The 15,367-nt window shown below is 50.1% G+C and carries 16 protein-coding genes; 9 read left to right on the top strand and 7 right to left on the bottom strand.

The features are described from left to right. Positions 1-128: 128 nt before the first annotated feature. The 3 genes from N24_RS07995 to N24_RS07985 are packed head-to-tail and all read left to right on the top strand — an operon-like array spanning position 129 to position 3,174. Positions 129-692 carry an FxsA family protein gene (locus N24_RS07995; protein WP_096455878.1) on the top strand — a complete coding sequence of 188 codons (564 nt, stop codon included), beginning with the start codon at positions 129-131 and terminating at the stop codon, positions 690-692. Beyond that, entirely contained in the window at positions 693-2,330 is a 1,638-nt protein-coding gene (lnt, locus tag N24_RS07990) for an apolipoprotein N-acyltransferase (RefSeq protein WP_096455876.1), read from the top strand. Between the two features lie 31 nt (positions 2,331-2,361). Further along, complete coding sequence (locus N24_RS07985; RefSeq protein ID WP_096455874.1) at positions 2,362-3,174, top strand: polyprenol monophosphomannose synthase; 813 nt, start codon at positions 2,362-2,364, stop codon at positions 3,172-3,174. Positions 3,175-3,502: 328 nt separating this feature from the next. Here the strand turns inward: N24_RS07985 and N24_RS07980 are convergent, their stop codons facing one another. Continuing rightward, positions 3,503-3,901, bottom strand: coding sequence for an RNA polymerase-binding protein RbpA (locus tag N24_RS07980; RefSeq protein ID WP_096455872.1), 399 nt, complete (start codon positions 3,899-3,901; stop codon positions 3,503-3,505). Between the two features lie 192 nt (positions 3,902-4,093). Here N24_RS07980 and N24_RS16350 point away from each other — a divergent pair, with 192 nt between their 5' ends. From N24_RS16350 to N24_RS07960, 4 genes are all read left to right on the top strand, one after another. Then, a complete protein-coding gene (locus N24_RS16350) occupies positions 4,094-4,441 on the top strand; it encodes a hypothetical protein (RefSeq protein ID WP_167382061.1) in 348 nt (115 codons plus the stop codon). Beyond that, positions 4,441-5,196 (top strand): YceI family protein, encoded by a 756-nt coding sequence (locus N24_RS07970; protein ID WP_096455870.1) that lies wholly within the window; start codon positions 4,441-4,443, stop codon positions 5,194-5,196. The genes N24_RS16350 and N24_RS07970 overlap by 1 nt, the downstream gene beginning before the upstream one ends. A gap of 3 nt (positions 5,197-5,199) precedes the next feature. Further along, positions 5,200-5,391 (top strand): hypothetical protein, encoded by a 192-nt coding sequence (locus N24_RS07965; RefSeq protein ID WP_167382060.1) that lies wholly within the window; start codon positions 5,200-5,202, stop codon positions 5,389-5,391. A gap of 192 nt (positions 5,392-5,583) precedes the next feature. After that, positions 5,584-6,216, top strand: a complete 633-nt coding sequence (locus N24_RS07960; protein WP_096455868.1) for an LGFP repeat-containing protein — start codon at positions 5,584-5,586, stop codon at positions 6,214-6,216. A 41-nt stretch (positions 6,217-6,257) separates the two neighbouring features. Here the strand turns inward: N24_RS07960 and N24_RS07955 are convergent, their stop codons facing one another. The 5 genes from N24_RS07955 to N24_RS07935 all read right to left on the bottom strand — a co-directional run bounded on the left by N24_RS07955 (position 6,258) and on the right by N24_RS07935 (position 11,415). Next, a complete protein-coding gene (locus N24_RS07955; RefSeq protein ID WP_231910938.1) occupies positions 6,258-7,835 on the bottom strand; it encodes a SulP family inorganic anion transporter in 1,578 nt (525 codons plus the stop codon). A 168-nt stretch (positions 7,836-8,003) separates the two neighbouring features. After that, entirely contained in the window at positions 8,004-8,672 is a 669-nt protein-coding gene (locus tag N24_RS07950; RefSeq protein WP_096459948.1) for a DNA alkylation repair protein, read from the bottom strand. A gap of 587 nt (positions 8,673-9,259) precedes the next feature. Continuing rightward, positions 9,260-9,745 (bottom strand): RNA-binding protein, encoded by a 486-nt coding sequence (locus tag N24_RS07945; RefSeq protein ID WP_096455866.1) that lies wholly within the window; start codon positions 9,743-9,745, stop codon positions 9,260-9,262. A gap of 85 nt (positions 9,746-9,830) precedes the next feature. Next, positions 9,831-10,817, bottom strand: a complete 987-nt coding sequence (locus tag N24_RS07940; RefSeq protein ID WP_157736412.1) for an arsenic resistance protein — start codon at positions 10,815-10,817, stop codon at positions 9,831-9,833. Positions 10,818-10,842: 25 nt separating this feature from the next. Next, positions 10,843-11,415 (bottom strand): manganese efflux pump MntP, encoded by a 573-nt coding sequence (locus N24_RS07935; RefSeq protein WP_096455864.1) that lies wholly within the window; start codon positions 11,413-11,415, stop codon positions 10,843-10,845. A 321-nt stretch (positions 11,416-11,736) separates the two neighbouring features. Between N24_RS07935 and N24_RS07930 the strand changes: the two genes are divergently transcribed. Next, positions 11,737-12,213, top strand: coding sequence for a phosphoribosyltransferase (locus N24_RS07930; protein ID WP_096455862.1), 477 nt, complete (start codon positions 11,737-11,739; stop codon positions 12,211-12,213). 203 nt (positions 12,214-12,416) lie between these two features. Beyond that, positions 12,417-13,805, top strand: a complete 1,389-nt coding sequence (locus N24_RS07925) for an MFS transporter (RefSeq protein WP_096455860.1) — start codon at positions 12,417-12,419, stop codon at positions 13,803-13,805. A gap of 11 nt (positions 13,806-13,816) precedes the next feature. Here N24_RS07925 and N24_RS07920 read toward each other — a convergent pair whose 3' ends face one another. Further along, the gene (locus N24_RS07920) at positions 13,817-15,133 is read right to left on the bottom strand and encodes an SAM-dependent methyltransferase (protein ID WP_096455858.1); all 1,317 of its coding nucleotides are present in this window, start codon (positions 15,131-15,133) and stop codon (positions 13,817-13,819) included. Positions 15,134-15,367: the final 234 nt, after the last annotated feature.

Raw genomic sequence — 15,367 nt, 5'->3', positions numbered from 1 at the left:
TAAGCACTAGCGACCAAAACTTCACAAAGCGCCAATCTGAAGTTGTCAGGAACCCGACACACAATATTTTTCTCGCTCACAGGGATCCATTAATCATTTGATCTGTGTCAAAAGGTAAGGTGGGGCATGTGCCTGCAGCAATAGCAATCCCATATTTCATCATTGAGATCCTCGCCTTCATTGGTGTCGTCATGTGGCTCGGTTTCGGCTGGGCTTTGGGTCTCCTCGCATTGTTTTTTATCGGCGGACTTCTTCTTGCCGGTGTGGAACTTCGTCGCATTAGTAAAAGTGCCGCCATTCATCAAGCGTCGGGGCAGGGGAGTCCTGGGGCTATCGCCGGTAATGTTGGTTTGACCGCAGCTGGTGCGATTTTGGTGGCGATGCCAGGGTTCGTGTCGTCGATTGTCGGTTTGTTGTTAATTTTCGCACCGACGAGAGCATTGATCCGCACGATGTTGGCTAAGCGTTTGCGTCGTGCGATCGAAAACCTCGGTGTGCGTGGTTTTGAAGCCGTCAATGGCTACCGCACCCAGGCCTCGTATGGAAATTTCGGAGCTGCTTTCGGTGACACTGCACAGCAACACCCGAAAGAAAATATTGTGATTGATGAGGAAGAGATCCAAGCATGGACCTCTGACCTTAAGCCGGAGGACTTTACTAAGCCTAAAGATGAATCCGATGGTGAGAAATAAGTGACACTGCTTGTCCGGCTCGCCCTTGCTGCTATGGGCGGGCTTTTTGTCTATGCGTCTAATGAACCGATCGGGTGGTTTATCGCCGGTATCGTTGGCATCGCATTATTTTTTGCTTCTCTTGCTCCGTGGAGTATTGGAACTCCACCGAAACGGCGGAGAAAAAACGAACCAGTGCCGTTTTTACAGCGGGTATCAGTTGGGCCAACAATCCCGCAGGGCATGCTGCTGGGATTTGTTCATGGTTTGGTGGCGTATTTGTTGCTGTTGCCGTGGATTGGTGAGTTTGTTGGCTCGTTACCCTACATCGCATTGTCAGTGGTTGAGGCTCTTTATTCCATTGCCCTTGGTGCCTTCGGCGTGGCGATTGCTCGTTGGAAGGATTGGAAGGTTTTCTTATTCCCAGCAATGTATGTGGCTGTGGAGTATTTACGCAGCTCATGGCCTTTTGATGGGTTTGCCTGGGTGCGTTTGGCGTGGGGACAAATCAATGGTCCGTTGGCTAATCTCGCGGCACTGGGTGGGGTAGCGTTTGTTACTTTTGCCACCGTGCTGGCTGCCGTGGGTGTGGCCATGGTGGTTATCTCTAAAAAGCATCTAACCGGTGTGATTGTCACAGCAAGTGTGCTGGTGATCGGTGCGGTTTCTTCGTTGTACATCGATCGTGATGGCACAAGCTCTGACAGTATTGAGGTGGCAGCTATTCAGGGCAATGTGCCTCGAATGGGGTTGGATTTCAATGCGCAGCGCCGTGCGGTGTTATCTAATCATGCACGCGAAACCCTCAAGTTAGACCAGCAGGTTGATCTGGTTATTTGGCCAGAGAACTCCTCAGACGTTAATCCGTTTACTGATGCCCAGGCCAGAGCAATTATTGATGGCGCTGTTGATCATGCCCAGGCCCCAATTTTGGTGGGCACCATTACGGTGGATGAGGTTGGTCCACGAAACACCATGCAAGTATTCGATCCTGTTGAAGGCCCCACCGAGTATCACAACAAGAAGTTCCTGCAACCGTTTGGCGAGTACATGCCATTCCGGGAATTCTTGCGTAATTTTTCCCCCTATGTAGATTCCGCGGGTAATTTTCAGCCAGGTGATGGCACGGGTGTGGTGTCGATGAACGCGGCAAACTTAGGCAGGGCAGTCACCGTCGGTGTGATGACGTGTTATGAAGTCATTTTTGATCGCGCTGGCCGCGACGCAATTGCCAACGGGGCTGAATTTTTAACCACGCCCACCAACAACGCAACCTTCGGTTTTACCGACATGACTTATCAACAATTAGCCATGAGTCGAATGCGTGCCATCGAATTTGATAGGGCAGTGGTTGTCGCAGCTACATCGGGTGTTTCGGCCATCGTGAACCCTGATGGAAGCGTTTCGCAACGGACCAGGATTTTCGAGTCCGCCACCTTGACAGAATCCATTCCGCTTAAGGACACCGTGACCATTGCAGCGCGGGTTGGTTTCTATGTTGAATTGCTGTTGGTTATCATTGGAACATTAGCTGGATTATTCGCCGTTCGAATGAATAGCCGTTCAAAGTCTGACAAGGGATCCACACGGCCTGCACAACAGCGGGTTAAGAAGGTGCCTGCGAAGAAGGCAGCAACAAATCGTCGAAAAGCAAAATAAAACGTCCCGTAGGGACGAGGAGGACAACACCATGAGCAGTGAGGCCGTAGATGATACGACGCTGGTGATTATTCCAACGTACAACGAGCTGGAGAACCTTCCGCTAATCGTTGACCGCGTACGCACCGCCACCCCTGAGGTTCATGTGCTCATCGTTGACGACAACAGCCCAGACGGCACCGGTGAGCGCGCCGATGCACTCGCCGCTGCTGACGATCACATCTTCGTGCTGCACCGCGAAGGCAAGGGCGGACTCTGTGCCGCATACATGGCAGGTTTCCAATGGGGTCTTGAGCGCGACTACCAGGTGCTTTGTGAGATGGACGCCGACGGCTCCCACGCACCAGAGCAGCTGCACTTGCTTCTCGCTGAGATCGACAACGGCGCCGACCTGGTCATCGGCTCCCGCTACGTGCCAGGCGGCAAGGTGGTCAATTGGCCAAAGAACCGCTGGTTCTTGTCCAAGGGCGGCAACGTTTATATCAACGCGGCACTCGGCGCAGGTTTAACTGACATGACCGCAGGGTATCGCGCTTTTCGACGTGCGGTGCTAGAAGCCCTACCCCTTGATCAGCTCTCCAACGCTGGCTACATTTTCCAAGTTGAAATTGCGTACCGTTCCGTAGAGCTTGGCTTCGATGTCCGCGAAGTCCCTATCACCTTCACCGAACGCGAGATCGGTGAATCTAAACTTGATGGCAGCTTTGTCAAAGATTCCCTTTTCGAGGTAACCAAGTGGGGATTGAAGCACCGCGGTGGCCAAGCGAAAGAACTCACCAAGGAAATGATCGGCCTGCTCAACTATGAGTGGAAGCACTTCAAAAAGCGCAACACCTGGCTGTAAGAAACCAAAAAACAGACAGGCGTGACAAGATTTTCCATTTTGGTGAATCTTTGTCACGCCTGTTTGTTACTGCGATGGGTAAACCAAACACACGTGCCAAGAACCCTTAAGAACCCGAATTCTTGGCACCTACGTTTGGTCAGGCTCCGATCCTGGCCGCAACCTGCAAAAGTCATACCGCCCCAGAATCGTTTCTAAGAGGTTTTTAGAGTCGGACCCATGCAAATACTCATTCGAAAAATTCGAGGCTTTATACGGGGCTTAGCGAAGTAAAAATATCTCGGTGTGAATGTCACACCGAGATATTTTTATTGAGCTGAATGTAGAGTTAAGCCTCTTCAGCTGCCTTTTCTGCTTCTTCAGCTTCTTGCTGAGCCTTCAGCAGTTTCGCTGCGTTGCGACGACGCTTACGCAGAGCTTCAATGCGCTCCTCCAACAGCACATCCAGCTCTTCGATTGAGCGGCGCTCGCGCAGCATATCCCAGTGAGTACGTGGAGGCTTGACCGGCTTGGACTCGACTCCCTCACCTTCCATGAGGGTGCCTAGCTTACCGTTCTTGCACATCCACTCCTCGGGGATTTCTGCATCATCGGCGAAGGGGACCTCATAAATTTCCCCGTCTGCGGTCTTGTACTTCACGAGCTGGCGAGGAGCCAGATCGTGGTCCCTGTCCGTCTCATAGCTCACGGCGCCCATGCGGCTGCCACGAAGAACGCGATCTGCCATCTAGGTATCAGTCCTTTGCCCTCTAGGATGCGGCCTTCAAGTAGCCGCAAAAGAAATCGTCTCACACAGTTTACCCGTAAGGGTGTAAATTTAACGACACGCTGCAGTCAAAACAAGTGTCCTTGAAATGCGATCAGACCTACAAGTATAGCGAAAAGCCTCGAATCGTTGTATGGGAGACAATCGACTAAGGTGTTACAGGTGCAGAAATTAAACCCAAACCAGCAAACACCGAAGTGTTCCTGGTGTGGTAAAGACGTCGCCTCAACAGGCAGGGGACGTCCGAGGAAATACTGCAGCCAAGCTTGTAGGCAACGTGCCTACGAACAACGCAACAACGTTTCTGGCACAAGTATTCCCGCCGAAGCAGTGATTATGTCCCCAGATCGGGCAAGCGAACTCAAAGACTCGCTCTTTGAACTTAGGTGCGCCGCCGAAGATATCGCTACCGCTGTCAACGAAGGGGAGAACGCTCGCGATATCGCGAAGCTGTGCCAAGAGATGGTGGATTTAGCTCGGAATATTGAGAAGTTGAGGTAATGAGCAACATGCAGGGAAATGGTCCTAAGAAACCAGTCGGCGACTCAAGTCGTGCTGATAGCCCACTAATCAAATACCGGACCTTGATTATCGTTGTTTTTGTCATCCTCATCGTGGGCTTGGCATCGGTTGCAGTTGGGCCAGTTGTGTACCAACTCATCATGGGACCTGGCGTGAAAACAGAAGGAATCAAGGCTGATGGCGCAGCACCTGCTTCCACTGATTTGAATGGCACCTGGGATGTTGTTCCGGGAAGTCTTCCGAACACAACTTCTGCTGGTTTTACTTTTGCTGAAATTCTTCCAGGTGAGGAGAAAATCACTTCCGGATCAACCACTGGCGTTGACGGAGAGGTGGTTATTGAGGATAACACTTTGCTGTCTGGTCTGATCACGGTGAACATGACGCATATCACCACCGATCAGGAAAAGCGCGACATCAACGTGCGCACCAAACTGTTCCACACTGACCAGTACCCAGAAGCAACATTTGAGGTTACTGATTCGGTTGATCTTTCCGAGCTTCCTGATACTGGAACCATTGCTCAGGTAGTTATCCCAGGAGAGTTGACAATCCACGGCGAAACCAAGGCAGTTGAGCCAACGTTCAATGTGCTTCGTACAGGTGACCAGGTTGTCGTGGCGTCCGATATTGAAATCAACCGCCTTGATTTTGGTGTGGAAACCCCAGAGTTCATTGCAGCCAAGATTAATGAGACCGGCGAAATCAACGTACGAATCGTATTGGAGAAATAAGCCATGATGGCATCGCGGATGATTCCGGCCCTTTGGTTCAGGCTCGTTGTGCTCGTAGGTTTCACAGGTTTTGTGTTGTGGGAATCAATGTGGATTTTCGTTCTCATCGGAGTCTTGTTGATTGTCGTGAGTGGTTGGCAGCTGTGGACTGCCTATAAAACTCGTGATGAAGTAGATAAACAACGCAACACTTAGAGTTTAAAACTCCCCGACGCAGCGTTAATTGCTCTGTGTTGGGGAGTTTCGTTTATGCAGGTGGTGGTGTTCCTAGGTTTCATTAAGGTAACAGATCTATTTCTATGTATTAAAGATCACACTGCAGAATGGAATTCACTGAGGTTAATTACTCACAATGGACTTTGTTGATGTTCCCATCGAGAAAGGCCAATGAACGTGATTACTCTTCGAAATAAGAAAATGCGTACTCGTATTCTTGCAGGCACCGCTGCCGTTGCTCTGTCACTAGGTGTTGCGTCTTGCTCAGACACTGATGAAGCGGTGGATAGTGCAACAGATGCTGCCAACTCTGCAACTTCTGCTGCAGGATCAGCACTCAACGATGCAACCGAATCATCTAGTGCAGAAACATCTGAAAGCACAGATGGCACTGGGTCCGATTCCTCCGGTGCAGATTCTGCTGGAGAAGACACCGCAGGAGATACCACTGAAGTAGAAGACGCCAATGGATCTACCATTACCATCCCAACTGCTGTTGTCACCGCTGCAGATGCGGCAGGATTCAGTACCCCAGAATCTGTAGAAGAAGGTGCAAATGGTGAGACGCTGGTGACGTTCCCTGAAGGTTATATCGTCAACTCAGAAGAGGGCGGTGCACAACCACTTGTCGGCATGATCGGTGAAACCTGGATCGGCGAAGGTGGACTTTCCGCCCCAGTTGGTCTTCCAACGGGTCCTGAAGAAGCAACCACTAACGGTTGGACTCAGGAATTCACCGCCGGAGTAATCAGTTGGCTGGATGATGGTTCTGGAGAATTCTCCGCATCAGTTGAAGCTGCCTAAAGATTGACCAGGTAAAGGGGTGCGTCGAAAAGCAATTTTTTTTATCCCAGCTTGCCCGATAGGCGCTCAAGCCTATCGCGGCTGGGGCCGTCAAGCCCAATGATCTCCACGGTTTTGTCACGTGCGGCGTATTTGTGGATGATGCTGTCTAACGTGGCAACCGTAGAGGCATCCCAAATTTCTGCGGCGGTAAGATCGATGATGATCTGATCAGCCTCGTCGGAGTAGTCGAATGAGTACACCATATCGTTCGAGGATGCCCAAAACAGTTGGCCCCTAACGGTGTAGGTGCTGATGTTGTTGGTCGTGGTTTTTTCCACGGACACAAGGTGCGCCACGCGGCGGGCAAACATGATCATGGCGGTAAGCACTCCGAGGATCACGCCGATAGCTAGGTTTCCGGTGGCGAGAGTGGCGATGATCGTAACAAACATGACGATCGTTTCACTCAGCGGCATGAATTTCAGCGTGCGTGGGTTCAGCGAATGCCAATCGGCGGTGTCGATAGAGACGATAATCATCACTGCCACGAGTGCAGCCATGGGGATTTTGCCGACGACATCGCCAAGCAAAACCACTAAGAGCAGCAGGAATCCGCCGGCCAAGAAGGTGGATAGGCGAGTGCGAGCTCCAGAGTTTTTCACATTGATCATCGTCTGGCCGATCATCGCGCAACCGCCCATACCGCCTAAAAATGCGGTGACGATATTTGCGATGCCTTGACCTGCAGCTTCGCGGGATTTATCCGAGTGTACCTCAGTAACATCATCAACCAATTTGGCGGTCAGCAGCGATTCCATGAGCCCGACAAGCGCCATGCCTAGCGCATAAGGACCAATAATCTTTAGTGTTTCCACGGTGAGCGGAACATTAGGGATCAAGAATTCAGGTAGGGAAGAGGGGAGTTCGCCCTGGTCGGAGACATTTGGAATCTTGACCCCAAAAATCCATACGATCGCCGTCAACGCCACGATCACAATCAGTGGAGCAGGAATCACCGCGGTCAGCTTCGGCCAGAACAACATGATGCCAATGCCCAGCGCAAACAGCGGATACACCATCCACGGAACATCAATCAGATGCGGCAACTGCGCAAAAAACACCAAACACGCCAGTGCATTAACAAATCCCAGCATGACAGAACGCGGGATAAAACGCATCAACTTTGCGACACCGAGCAGCGACAACGCAATTTGAATAATGCCCGCCAAAATAACCGTGGCCAGGAAATATTCCACACCATGATCCCGAACAACCGGCGCAATCACTAACGCCACAGCGCCGGTGGCTGCAGAAATCATCGCAGGCCTGCCACCTGTAAAAGCAATGGTCATGGCCATGGTGCACGAGGCAAACAAGCCCATTTTAGGATCCACACCAGCAAGAACGGAAAAGGCAATAGACTCCGGAATCAGCGCGAGTGCAACAACAAGACCCGCTAAAACTTCGGTTCGGAAACGACGCGGACTACTAAATGCAAATCTAAACGAGGCAAGCACACCCGTCGGGCTCAAAGGCTCCTGCGGAGTGGCCGAAGTTGTCGATGACACAAAAATCTCTCTTACTTGGACTTCAAAATCTGGGTGCTTCACTGGGCGCTTTTCGACGCCCCCAGCCATGCCAGGCCTGCGGGGCAGTCAGCGCCTTAAAGGCGCCAGGAATTCGGCGTGGATTCGGGGTGAAGCTACCTTAAATGATGGAAAAATCTAAGACTAGCTGGAGTTTTGTGGGGGTACAAATCGAAGCAATTAACGTCAGAGTGACGAAATTAAGGTGCCGAATTACACCTATTTGTTTTGCCTACGAACCATCTCGGCTATCCAAATTGGAGCATAAGGTGAGGTGCAATTAGGTGGCGTTGGATAGTCTTTAAGAACTTCTAGCCGCTCACCAATTTCTATGGCACGTTCGCGAAGCTTAGGGCGATGGATACCAATCTGCGCAAGACATTCATTCATTGACCATTGCGCGCGGGGTAAGGCATTTTTCATTGAAGCTTCAATGGCGTTAAGGAGTGCTGAATCATCTACAACATCAGGATTGGTGATAACCGCATGAGTATTTAGTGACCAACCAGCGGCAGCAACATTTTCAGCTGCATCTTCAAGCCACAGCATGCGAAGATCGTTCCAATGCGGATTCTTCTTGACAACGTAATTAATCAACCAGTCGAGAACTTTCGGTGTACGTGCCTCACGAATCATGGAGTCGAGCTCAGCCTGACTAAACTCTTTAGGCCGGCAAATAAGCAACGCGACCAACCGTGCGACTGTGTCATTGGTTGCCCAAAGCTCACGGGCTAACGGTTGGTTCTTTTTCAAATCTTTGGCAACAGCTCGAAGCTTGGTGAGGTTCACGGCATGATCATCGCCGTGGCGCTCATTGACGGTGAGGATCTTTGGATCTTCAAGTTCTTTAAGAGATGCAAGCGTTGATTCAACAAGCTTTGAAGTCATGGGCTTAAACTTACCAGCGCCCGTGTTCTGGTCTGATTTAGATAATTGTCCGATAATGTACATTATGTCATTTTGGCGGGAAGGGGTTCTGCCCCATTATTAGCTCCTGCGTCCTTAGATCATTTCCTGTTCAGTTCAATGCCCTGCACCCTGCCTTGTTTTGGCGCAACCCATCAACTAATGAATAGATTCTCTACGCAAGCCATGCCGTCTGGAATCTGGGGCATTTTTTCCACCGCTGGTACCTACGCCCGACCACGGAATGATTCCCTAAGAATTACACTTGGGTCTTTTCAGGGGATCGCCGTGACGAAATCGCTCGTGTGACGTAAAGGCGACCGTGACGAATCGCCCCATGTGACAAAATGTCCTCTGTGACGAAATATGGGCAAAATCGGCTACCTTGTTCGAATAATCCAAATTTCCACGATTCCCCGCATTTTCCATCTTTCTCACGGCCCCTTAGGCATATATCAATAACGTCACCATGACAAAACTAGACCGATAAACAGGTAGTAAAAAGCCCGATCGGACAATACTTATTGTCTTCTCGGGCTAAGATGTGGCAGGTTGACGCCGGAAAAACGTTAGGCAGCGATTGCCCAAGAGCTCTCGCCAACCTTGGCAATCGGCATCAAGGAGTACGCACTGAAAGCCCCGTTAAGTGGTGTCGCACAAAGATCTACGTTGGCGCGATCAATCTTGTCGTAGACAAGTTCCCCATCTTGGTTGGCTAGTGCTAAGTAATTTACACCTGCAGGAATGCCGGACTCATCTAGATTGAGCTCTGCAAGATCAACGCCAAGGGATTGTTCCAGTGTTGCGGTTGGAGTGCCTTCGCACAGGATGGCTGCGGATACGTACTCATCGCCATAAATATCTGCCAGTGCAACTGCAGAGATCTGCAGGCCCTGCCTATCAAATGCTGCGACGGTTTGTTCTAATGCGCCAGCAGTCGGGAACGTTTTATCAGCGCTGTTTCCGGAAGCATATGCAACCATTCCAGCCATTGCGGCGATCCAGACCACAACGATTGCTGCAACAATTCCTTTAGCTTTGTTTGAAAGACTCACGTGCTTGGGTCCTCCACCCTTCTTGTTTAGTTCAATTTTTAAGTAACCATGTCACTTTAGCCCGCAGTCCTGCTCCACGACTCCCCTAAACCTGAGAGTTTGCTGTAGGTCTTCTTTTTGGGAAGATCAGGGGGATAATCCGGACATAGATAACCATGCCGATTAGTTCTACGAGGGTTTGGGTAACCACAACGACGGCCGCAATTTCTAGCCCAGCAGGAAGAGCTAAGGCGAGTGGCAACACGACTAGCGAGTTGCGGGTTGCTCCACTAAAAACAACTGCTCGTGTTTCTTTAACGCCAAGTCCACCGAGTTTGGACAAACCACAACCGACCGGAATCATCACGATCAGGAAAGTGAAATACAATGGCACAACTTTAACAATATGAGTGAATTGATCACTGACTGCTTCTACTTGTGAAGCAATGACCACGAACAATGTCAGCATCATCAACGGCACCATGATAGCCTCTGCGACAGACATAATAGTGCGTCCTACCTGCCACTTCCCCGCCACCCACTGAGTTATTCCAGCTGCTACAAGTGGAATGATGATTAATAGGAAAAACGCTTCTACAAAGGGGCCAAAAGATATAGAACCAAGGATGTCTGAGCCTACAAAAAGGGCCAGAAAAACGGGGATTAATACAATCTGGGCAAGCATCAACATGGGTGTTGCCGCAAGCAGTTTTTCCTGGGCTGCTCCTGCTAAACCTGAAAACACTATCACGTAGTCAATGCATGGGGCTAACACAACAAGCAAAAAACCAACGAGGAGCGCGTCACTGCCGGCAATGAACCTACTTAAGACAAAGGCAACGATGGGCACCGCGATAAAGTTAACCGCCAACAGCACAGTAAGAAACTTTAAATCTTTAAGTGCTCCACCAACTCGAGTAAGCGGAATGCCCAAAAAGGTGGCGTACAGGAGTGCCATTAGCGATGGATTAATAGCAGCTTCGAAAATATCGGCAGAACCAGACCAACGCAGTCCCACCACAACTCCCGCGATTAGGGCTGTGATATACAGCGGGATTTGAAATCTATCCCAGGTGTCAACGACCCGATTCACTAATGCCCCCTAATTATGCAGTTAATTATGCACTGAGATGCTCGAAAACAATATTTGCACCGATCCCAATGAGGATTACTCCGCCCAGAATCGTAGCCCACTTGCCAAACTTTCCTCCACCATGATGCCCGATCCAGGCACCGACCAAAGACAAAGCAAAGGTTATAACGCCCATGGCTAGCGCTACTTGAATAATGGATACTTCAACGAAAGCGAGTCCCATACCTACTGCCAGGGCGTCGATGCTCGTGGCTAATCCAAGAATGATGGCTGGTTTAAATTGGATTCGGCCATCGTCCACGACGCTTTCATCCTCATCAGGATGGAAGGCGTCCCAGATCATCTTTACCCCGACTGCGCCTAAAAGAGCGAAGGAAATCCAGTGATCAACATCAGAAATAAAGGTTATGCCGGCGAAAAAGTGGCCGATAAACCACCCAATGAGAGGCATCGCAGCTTGGAATACTCCAAAGATCCCAGCGAGTACGAGCGCTCTTTTTAAAAGGTTTACTCGAATGACAGTGCCGCGAACAACTGAGCATGCAAACGCATCAGCAGCAACACCGATCGATAGCAGCAAGATTTGAAAAAAGGGCATGGTTCTCCTATGAGCCGTGCCTGGGCATAAAAATAGACCCCGGCGAAGTGTACGCCGAAGGTCTCGCTCGCCTGAACTTTAAAATCCCTGCTCAGGTGGTATGCCGGGTGCAAGGAAAACTTGCTCCAGTATGTCGAACATACCTCCCACAAAAACGATGGATGCCGTTTTTGTGTGGAACTACTCCCCTTCGAAATGGAAGCGGTTGCACCAAGTTTTATTGCTTGGGCGTTAACGATTTTATATAGAGTTGTTCAGAAATCAAGTAAGCATTCATCTCATTGCAAGATGTTGGGGGTTCATTGACTAGGATATGTAGTCATGACAGAGGAACGCGAGATTCTGACCTATGAGATGTTCGGAACAGCAATGCGGGAGCTGGCCCAAGAAATTATTGATGACTACAAGCCAGATTGCGTGCTCTCAATTGCACGTGGTGGTCTTCTAATCGGTGGCGCACTCGGATACGCACTGGGAATCAAGAATGTATCGGTAATAAATGTTGAGTTCTACACCGATATCGGAGAGCACCTGGAGGAGCCAATGATGTTGCCTCCAACTCCGAAGGCTGTTGATCTTTCGGGAATGCGTGTGCTTGTTGCAGATGATGTTGCCGATACCGGAAAAACTCTTGAGTTGGTTCGTGATTTCTTAGGCGACCAGGTTGAAGAAGTACGCACTGCTGTGATTTACCACAAGCCTCACAGCGTGTTTCAGCCTGAATATGCGTGGCGTGTAACAGATAAGTGGATCAACTTCCCTTGGTCCACACTGCCTCCGGTAGAGCCTTCTAAGTAATTTTTATCTAAGAGTCCTGCATGCACTTGGTGTGTGCAGGGCTTTTCTTTATCCAAAATTCCTCACATCAACGCGACCGAAATCCCATTATGTGAAATTTAGGCGATTAACGTCTCAGTCCATGAGATTGACTCTAAGAATCTCCTGTGGAAATATCACTGGAGTATTTATTGGAATCTAATTTTTGTGTGAGGCGATAACGCGTGACCACAACTGATCACACCACGGAGTTGAATCCCTCTGACCCTGATGGACAGTCAGCAACTCTTGTGATTGATAAGAAAACCAAACGTCGGGTTGCGGCAGCCTCCACCATTGGCACGACTATCGAGTTTTATGATTTTTACGCCTATGCTGCCGCGGCTGTTGTTGTTTTCCCTAGTTTGTTCTTCCCGAGCAATGATGATCCAACAGTGAACTTGTTGGCGTCATTCGCAACATTTGGCTTAGCGTTTGTGGCGCGTCCAGTGGGATCAATCCTCTTTGGTCATTTCGGTGACCGTGTGGGACGCAAAGCAACATTGATTGGCTCACTGTTGACCATGGGTATTGCCACCATCTTGATTGGCTTCTTGCCAACGTATGGACAGGTAGGCATCATTGCTCCAGCCTTGCTGGCATTGATGCGTTTTTGCCAGGGACTAGGCCTTGGTGGTGAATGGTCTGGCGCAGCACTGCTAGCTGGTGAAAATGCTGAAAATACTCACCGTGCCCGTGCGGCGATGTGGCCTCAGCTAGGAGCGCCGTTTGGTTTCTTCCTGGCTAATGGTTTCATGCTGGTTCTGGTGGGAGTCCTTGCTCATGAGGACGGTGATCTTCAAGGCGCGTTTATGACATGGGGCTGGCGTCTACCATTCTTGTCTTCTGCCCTTATGATCGCCGTTGGCCTGTGGGTGCGTTTCTCCTTGGAGGAGACTCCGGTATTTAAACAAGCAGTAGATCAGGGCAAGAAAGTTAAGTCCCCACTGAAAGAGCTGTTTAAGACTTCCCCTGGTCCGGTCGTTCAGGCAACTTTGATCATGTTGTCCACGTACACTTTGTTCTACTTGGTCACCACGTGGATTTTGTCTTATGGAATTGGCAACCGCAGCGCGGGAACTGGCCTGTCAATCCCATATTTTGAATTCCTCCAGTTGCAGCTGGCCACGATCGTGTTCTTTGCCATCATGATCCCAGTGTCCGGCTGGTTGGCTGATGTGTGGGGCCGTAAAAACACGCTCACCCTGGCTTCGGTGTTGCTGCTTGGATTTGGGTTGGTGTTTAACTTGTTGCTCGATCCTGAAACGGCCACCAAGACTACCGTCTTTATTTTCCTGTTTGCTGGCATGAGCATCATGGGTCTCATTTTCGGGCCAATGTCTGCTATTTTGCCGGAACTTTTCCCCACGAATGTGCGCTACACTGGCTCAGGAATTGCTTATAACGTTTCTTCGATCCTCGGTGCAGCTATTGCCCCGTTTATTGCAACGTGGCTGGTAGCTGAGTATTCAGTAGCCTATGTTGGTTATTACCTGATCATTGTCACCGCAATTACGTTTATCGCGGTGCTAACCATGAAGGAAAACAAAAACCACGACCTCCGAGAGGTCTAAAAGATTTTTGCTTATCGACGCCCCCTTCGGTTCCTTGTCGTCAATGCAAATTGCACAGCACCCAAGCAACCCAATCGCAACAGGGCTTCGATAAGCGCATAGTGGAACACCCACATGCGGCGGTAGACGGCATCAAAACCATCTGCCGCCGCTTCGCGTATCTGGCCTTCAAAAACTTCACGTTGTAATTGGATGCTTTTTAGATAGTGTCCGTTAAAGTGAGTTTCTTTAACAACGCGCAATGAGGATTCACGATCAACCAACTGATGTACTTCATCAACGGTCGGATAGTGCAGAGCCGGCCAGATATATGCCTTGAGCATAGAAATCGCCTCAGTACTCACCGGACCCCATTGGTCGGTGGCAACTAAAGACTGGAAGGCGACATTCCCACCGGTGGCTAACATGCGGTCTATTGCTTTGATAAACCGTTTGGAACCATGCTTGCCTACCACTTCAAGTTTTTCCATGGAGACAATCGAGTCATATGCCCCGCCCCATTCACGCTGAGTGGGTATTGCTTGTGGAATCACCTCAATGTGGATATCTTCTTCCACTCCAGCAAGCACGAATGTTTCTTCCAAACTAGCTACTTGTGCTGGATCCGCCGTTAATGAATCTACTGTGGCTTGTCGGCGTGCTGCCAAAATAGCAAGAGCACCACCACTGCTGGGAAACTCCAATACGTGGCTTCCTGCCTTCACCTTGGCACAGTCAAGCAAGTATGACGCTGCACGACGTTGAGCTTCGCCTAAATCTTCACGTTCCACGGCTACCGGTTCAGAGATTTTCGTGATATCGACAAAGTGTGATGCAGGTTCTCTATTTTTGCCAGCACCTGGCACGTAGCTTTTTACTGCAGTACGCAAAGTGGTGGGAACACCAGAGGCAAAAATTCCACCGAAGGCACTCATCCCATCGCCAGAACTTAGCCGAATAAGCTCATTAGGTAATGCACCACCAGTATCAACGGCGTGACCTGGCAAGGTGAATGCGCTCGACAGTTTGCCGCGGGGTTTGAATCCAGTCCCCAAAAGGGCGGTCAAAACGTCGGCAAGCTTGTCGCTGCGCCACTCGCCTGCCATGTAGCTTTCAGCTAAGCCGAGCCACCCGGATGCTGCTAAACGTGAAAATAATTCCTCATGATCGATTATGAGATCTGGGTCATCGCCCAGTAAAACTAGGCCAGCGTTGCTACACGCCTTAGCGAAGCGATATTCCGCTTGCCTTGCGCGCGCCCCTGAAAACGCAAGGTTAGGCACTGACGCCACCCCAGGCCACTCTTCCACGTCAATGGGTTCAAGATGGCGCAAACGTGCCTCTGCCATACGTTTTATGCACCTCCAGTGGATCAAAGCCAAGAAAATCTTCGGCGGATTTAGCTGCTAGAAGCAGTGTACTTGCGTGTGTTGATTAGGCGGTGCAGGCGCGTCGAAACGCAATAAATCGGACTCAAATAAAAAGTTCTGACATTTGACGTGACATATGCCATACCAACGTGCATACTTATTGAAAGTGGGCGCGAATTCGGCAAGATTTTCTCCGAACGGACAGAAAAGCAT

This window comes from Corynebacterium suranareeae (genome assembly GCF_002355155.1).
GTDB lineage: Bacteria > Actinomycetota > Actinomycetes > Mycobacteriales > Mycobacteriaceae > Corynebacterium > Corynebacterium suranareeae.
This window is presented reverse-complemented; position numbering and strand designations above follow the sequence as displayed.

Coding starts and splice junctions, on each gene's coding strand:
- N24_RS07985 (WP_096455874.1), top strand. CDS start 2,362: ATGAGCAGTGAGGCCGTAGATGATACGACGCTGGTGATTATTCCAACG.
- N24_RS07980 (WP_096455872.1), bottom strand. CDS start 3,901: ATGGCAGATCGCGTTCTTCGTGGCAGCCGCATGGGCGCCGTGAGCTAT.
- N24_RS07970 (WP_096455870.1), top strand. CDS start 4,441: ATGAGCAACATGCAGGGAAATGGTCCTAAGAAACCAGTCGGCGACTCA.
- N24_RS07965 (WP_167382060.1), top strand. CDS start 5,200: ATGATGGCATCGCGGATGATTCCGGCCCTTTGGTTCAGGCTCGTTGTG.
- N24_RS07960 (WP_096455868.1), top strand. CDS start 5,584: ATGAACGTGATTACTCTTCGAAATAAGAAAATGCGTACTCGTATTCTT.
- N24_RS07955 (WP_231910938.1), bottom strand. CDS start 7,835: ATGGCTGGGGGCGTCGAAAAGCGCCCAGTGAAGCACCCAGATTTTGAA.
- N24_RS07950 (WP_096459948.1), bottom strand. CDS start 8,672: ATGACTTCAAAGCTTGTTGAATCAACGCTTGCATCTCTTAAAGAACTT.
- N24_RS07935 (WP_096455864.1), bottom strand. CDS start 11,415: ATGCCCTTTTTTCAAATCTTGCTGCTATCGATCGGTGTTGCTGCTGAT.
- N24_RS07930 (WP_096455862.1), top strand. CDS start 11,737: ATGACAGAGGAACGCGAGATTCTGACCTATGAGATGTTCGGAACAGCA.
- N24_RS07920 (WP_096455858.1), bottom strand. CDS start 15,133: ATGGCAGAGGCACGTTTGCGCCATCTTGAACCCATTGACGTGGAAGAG.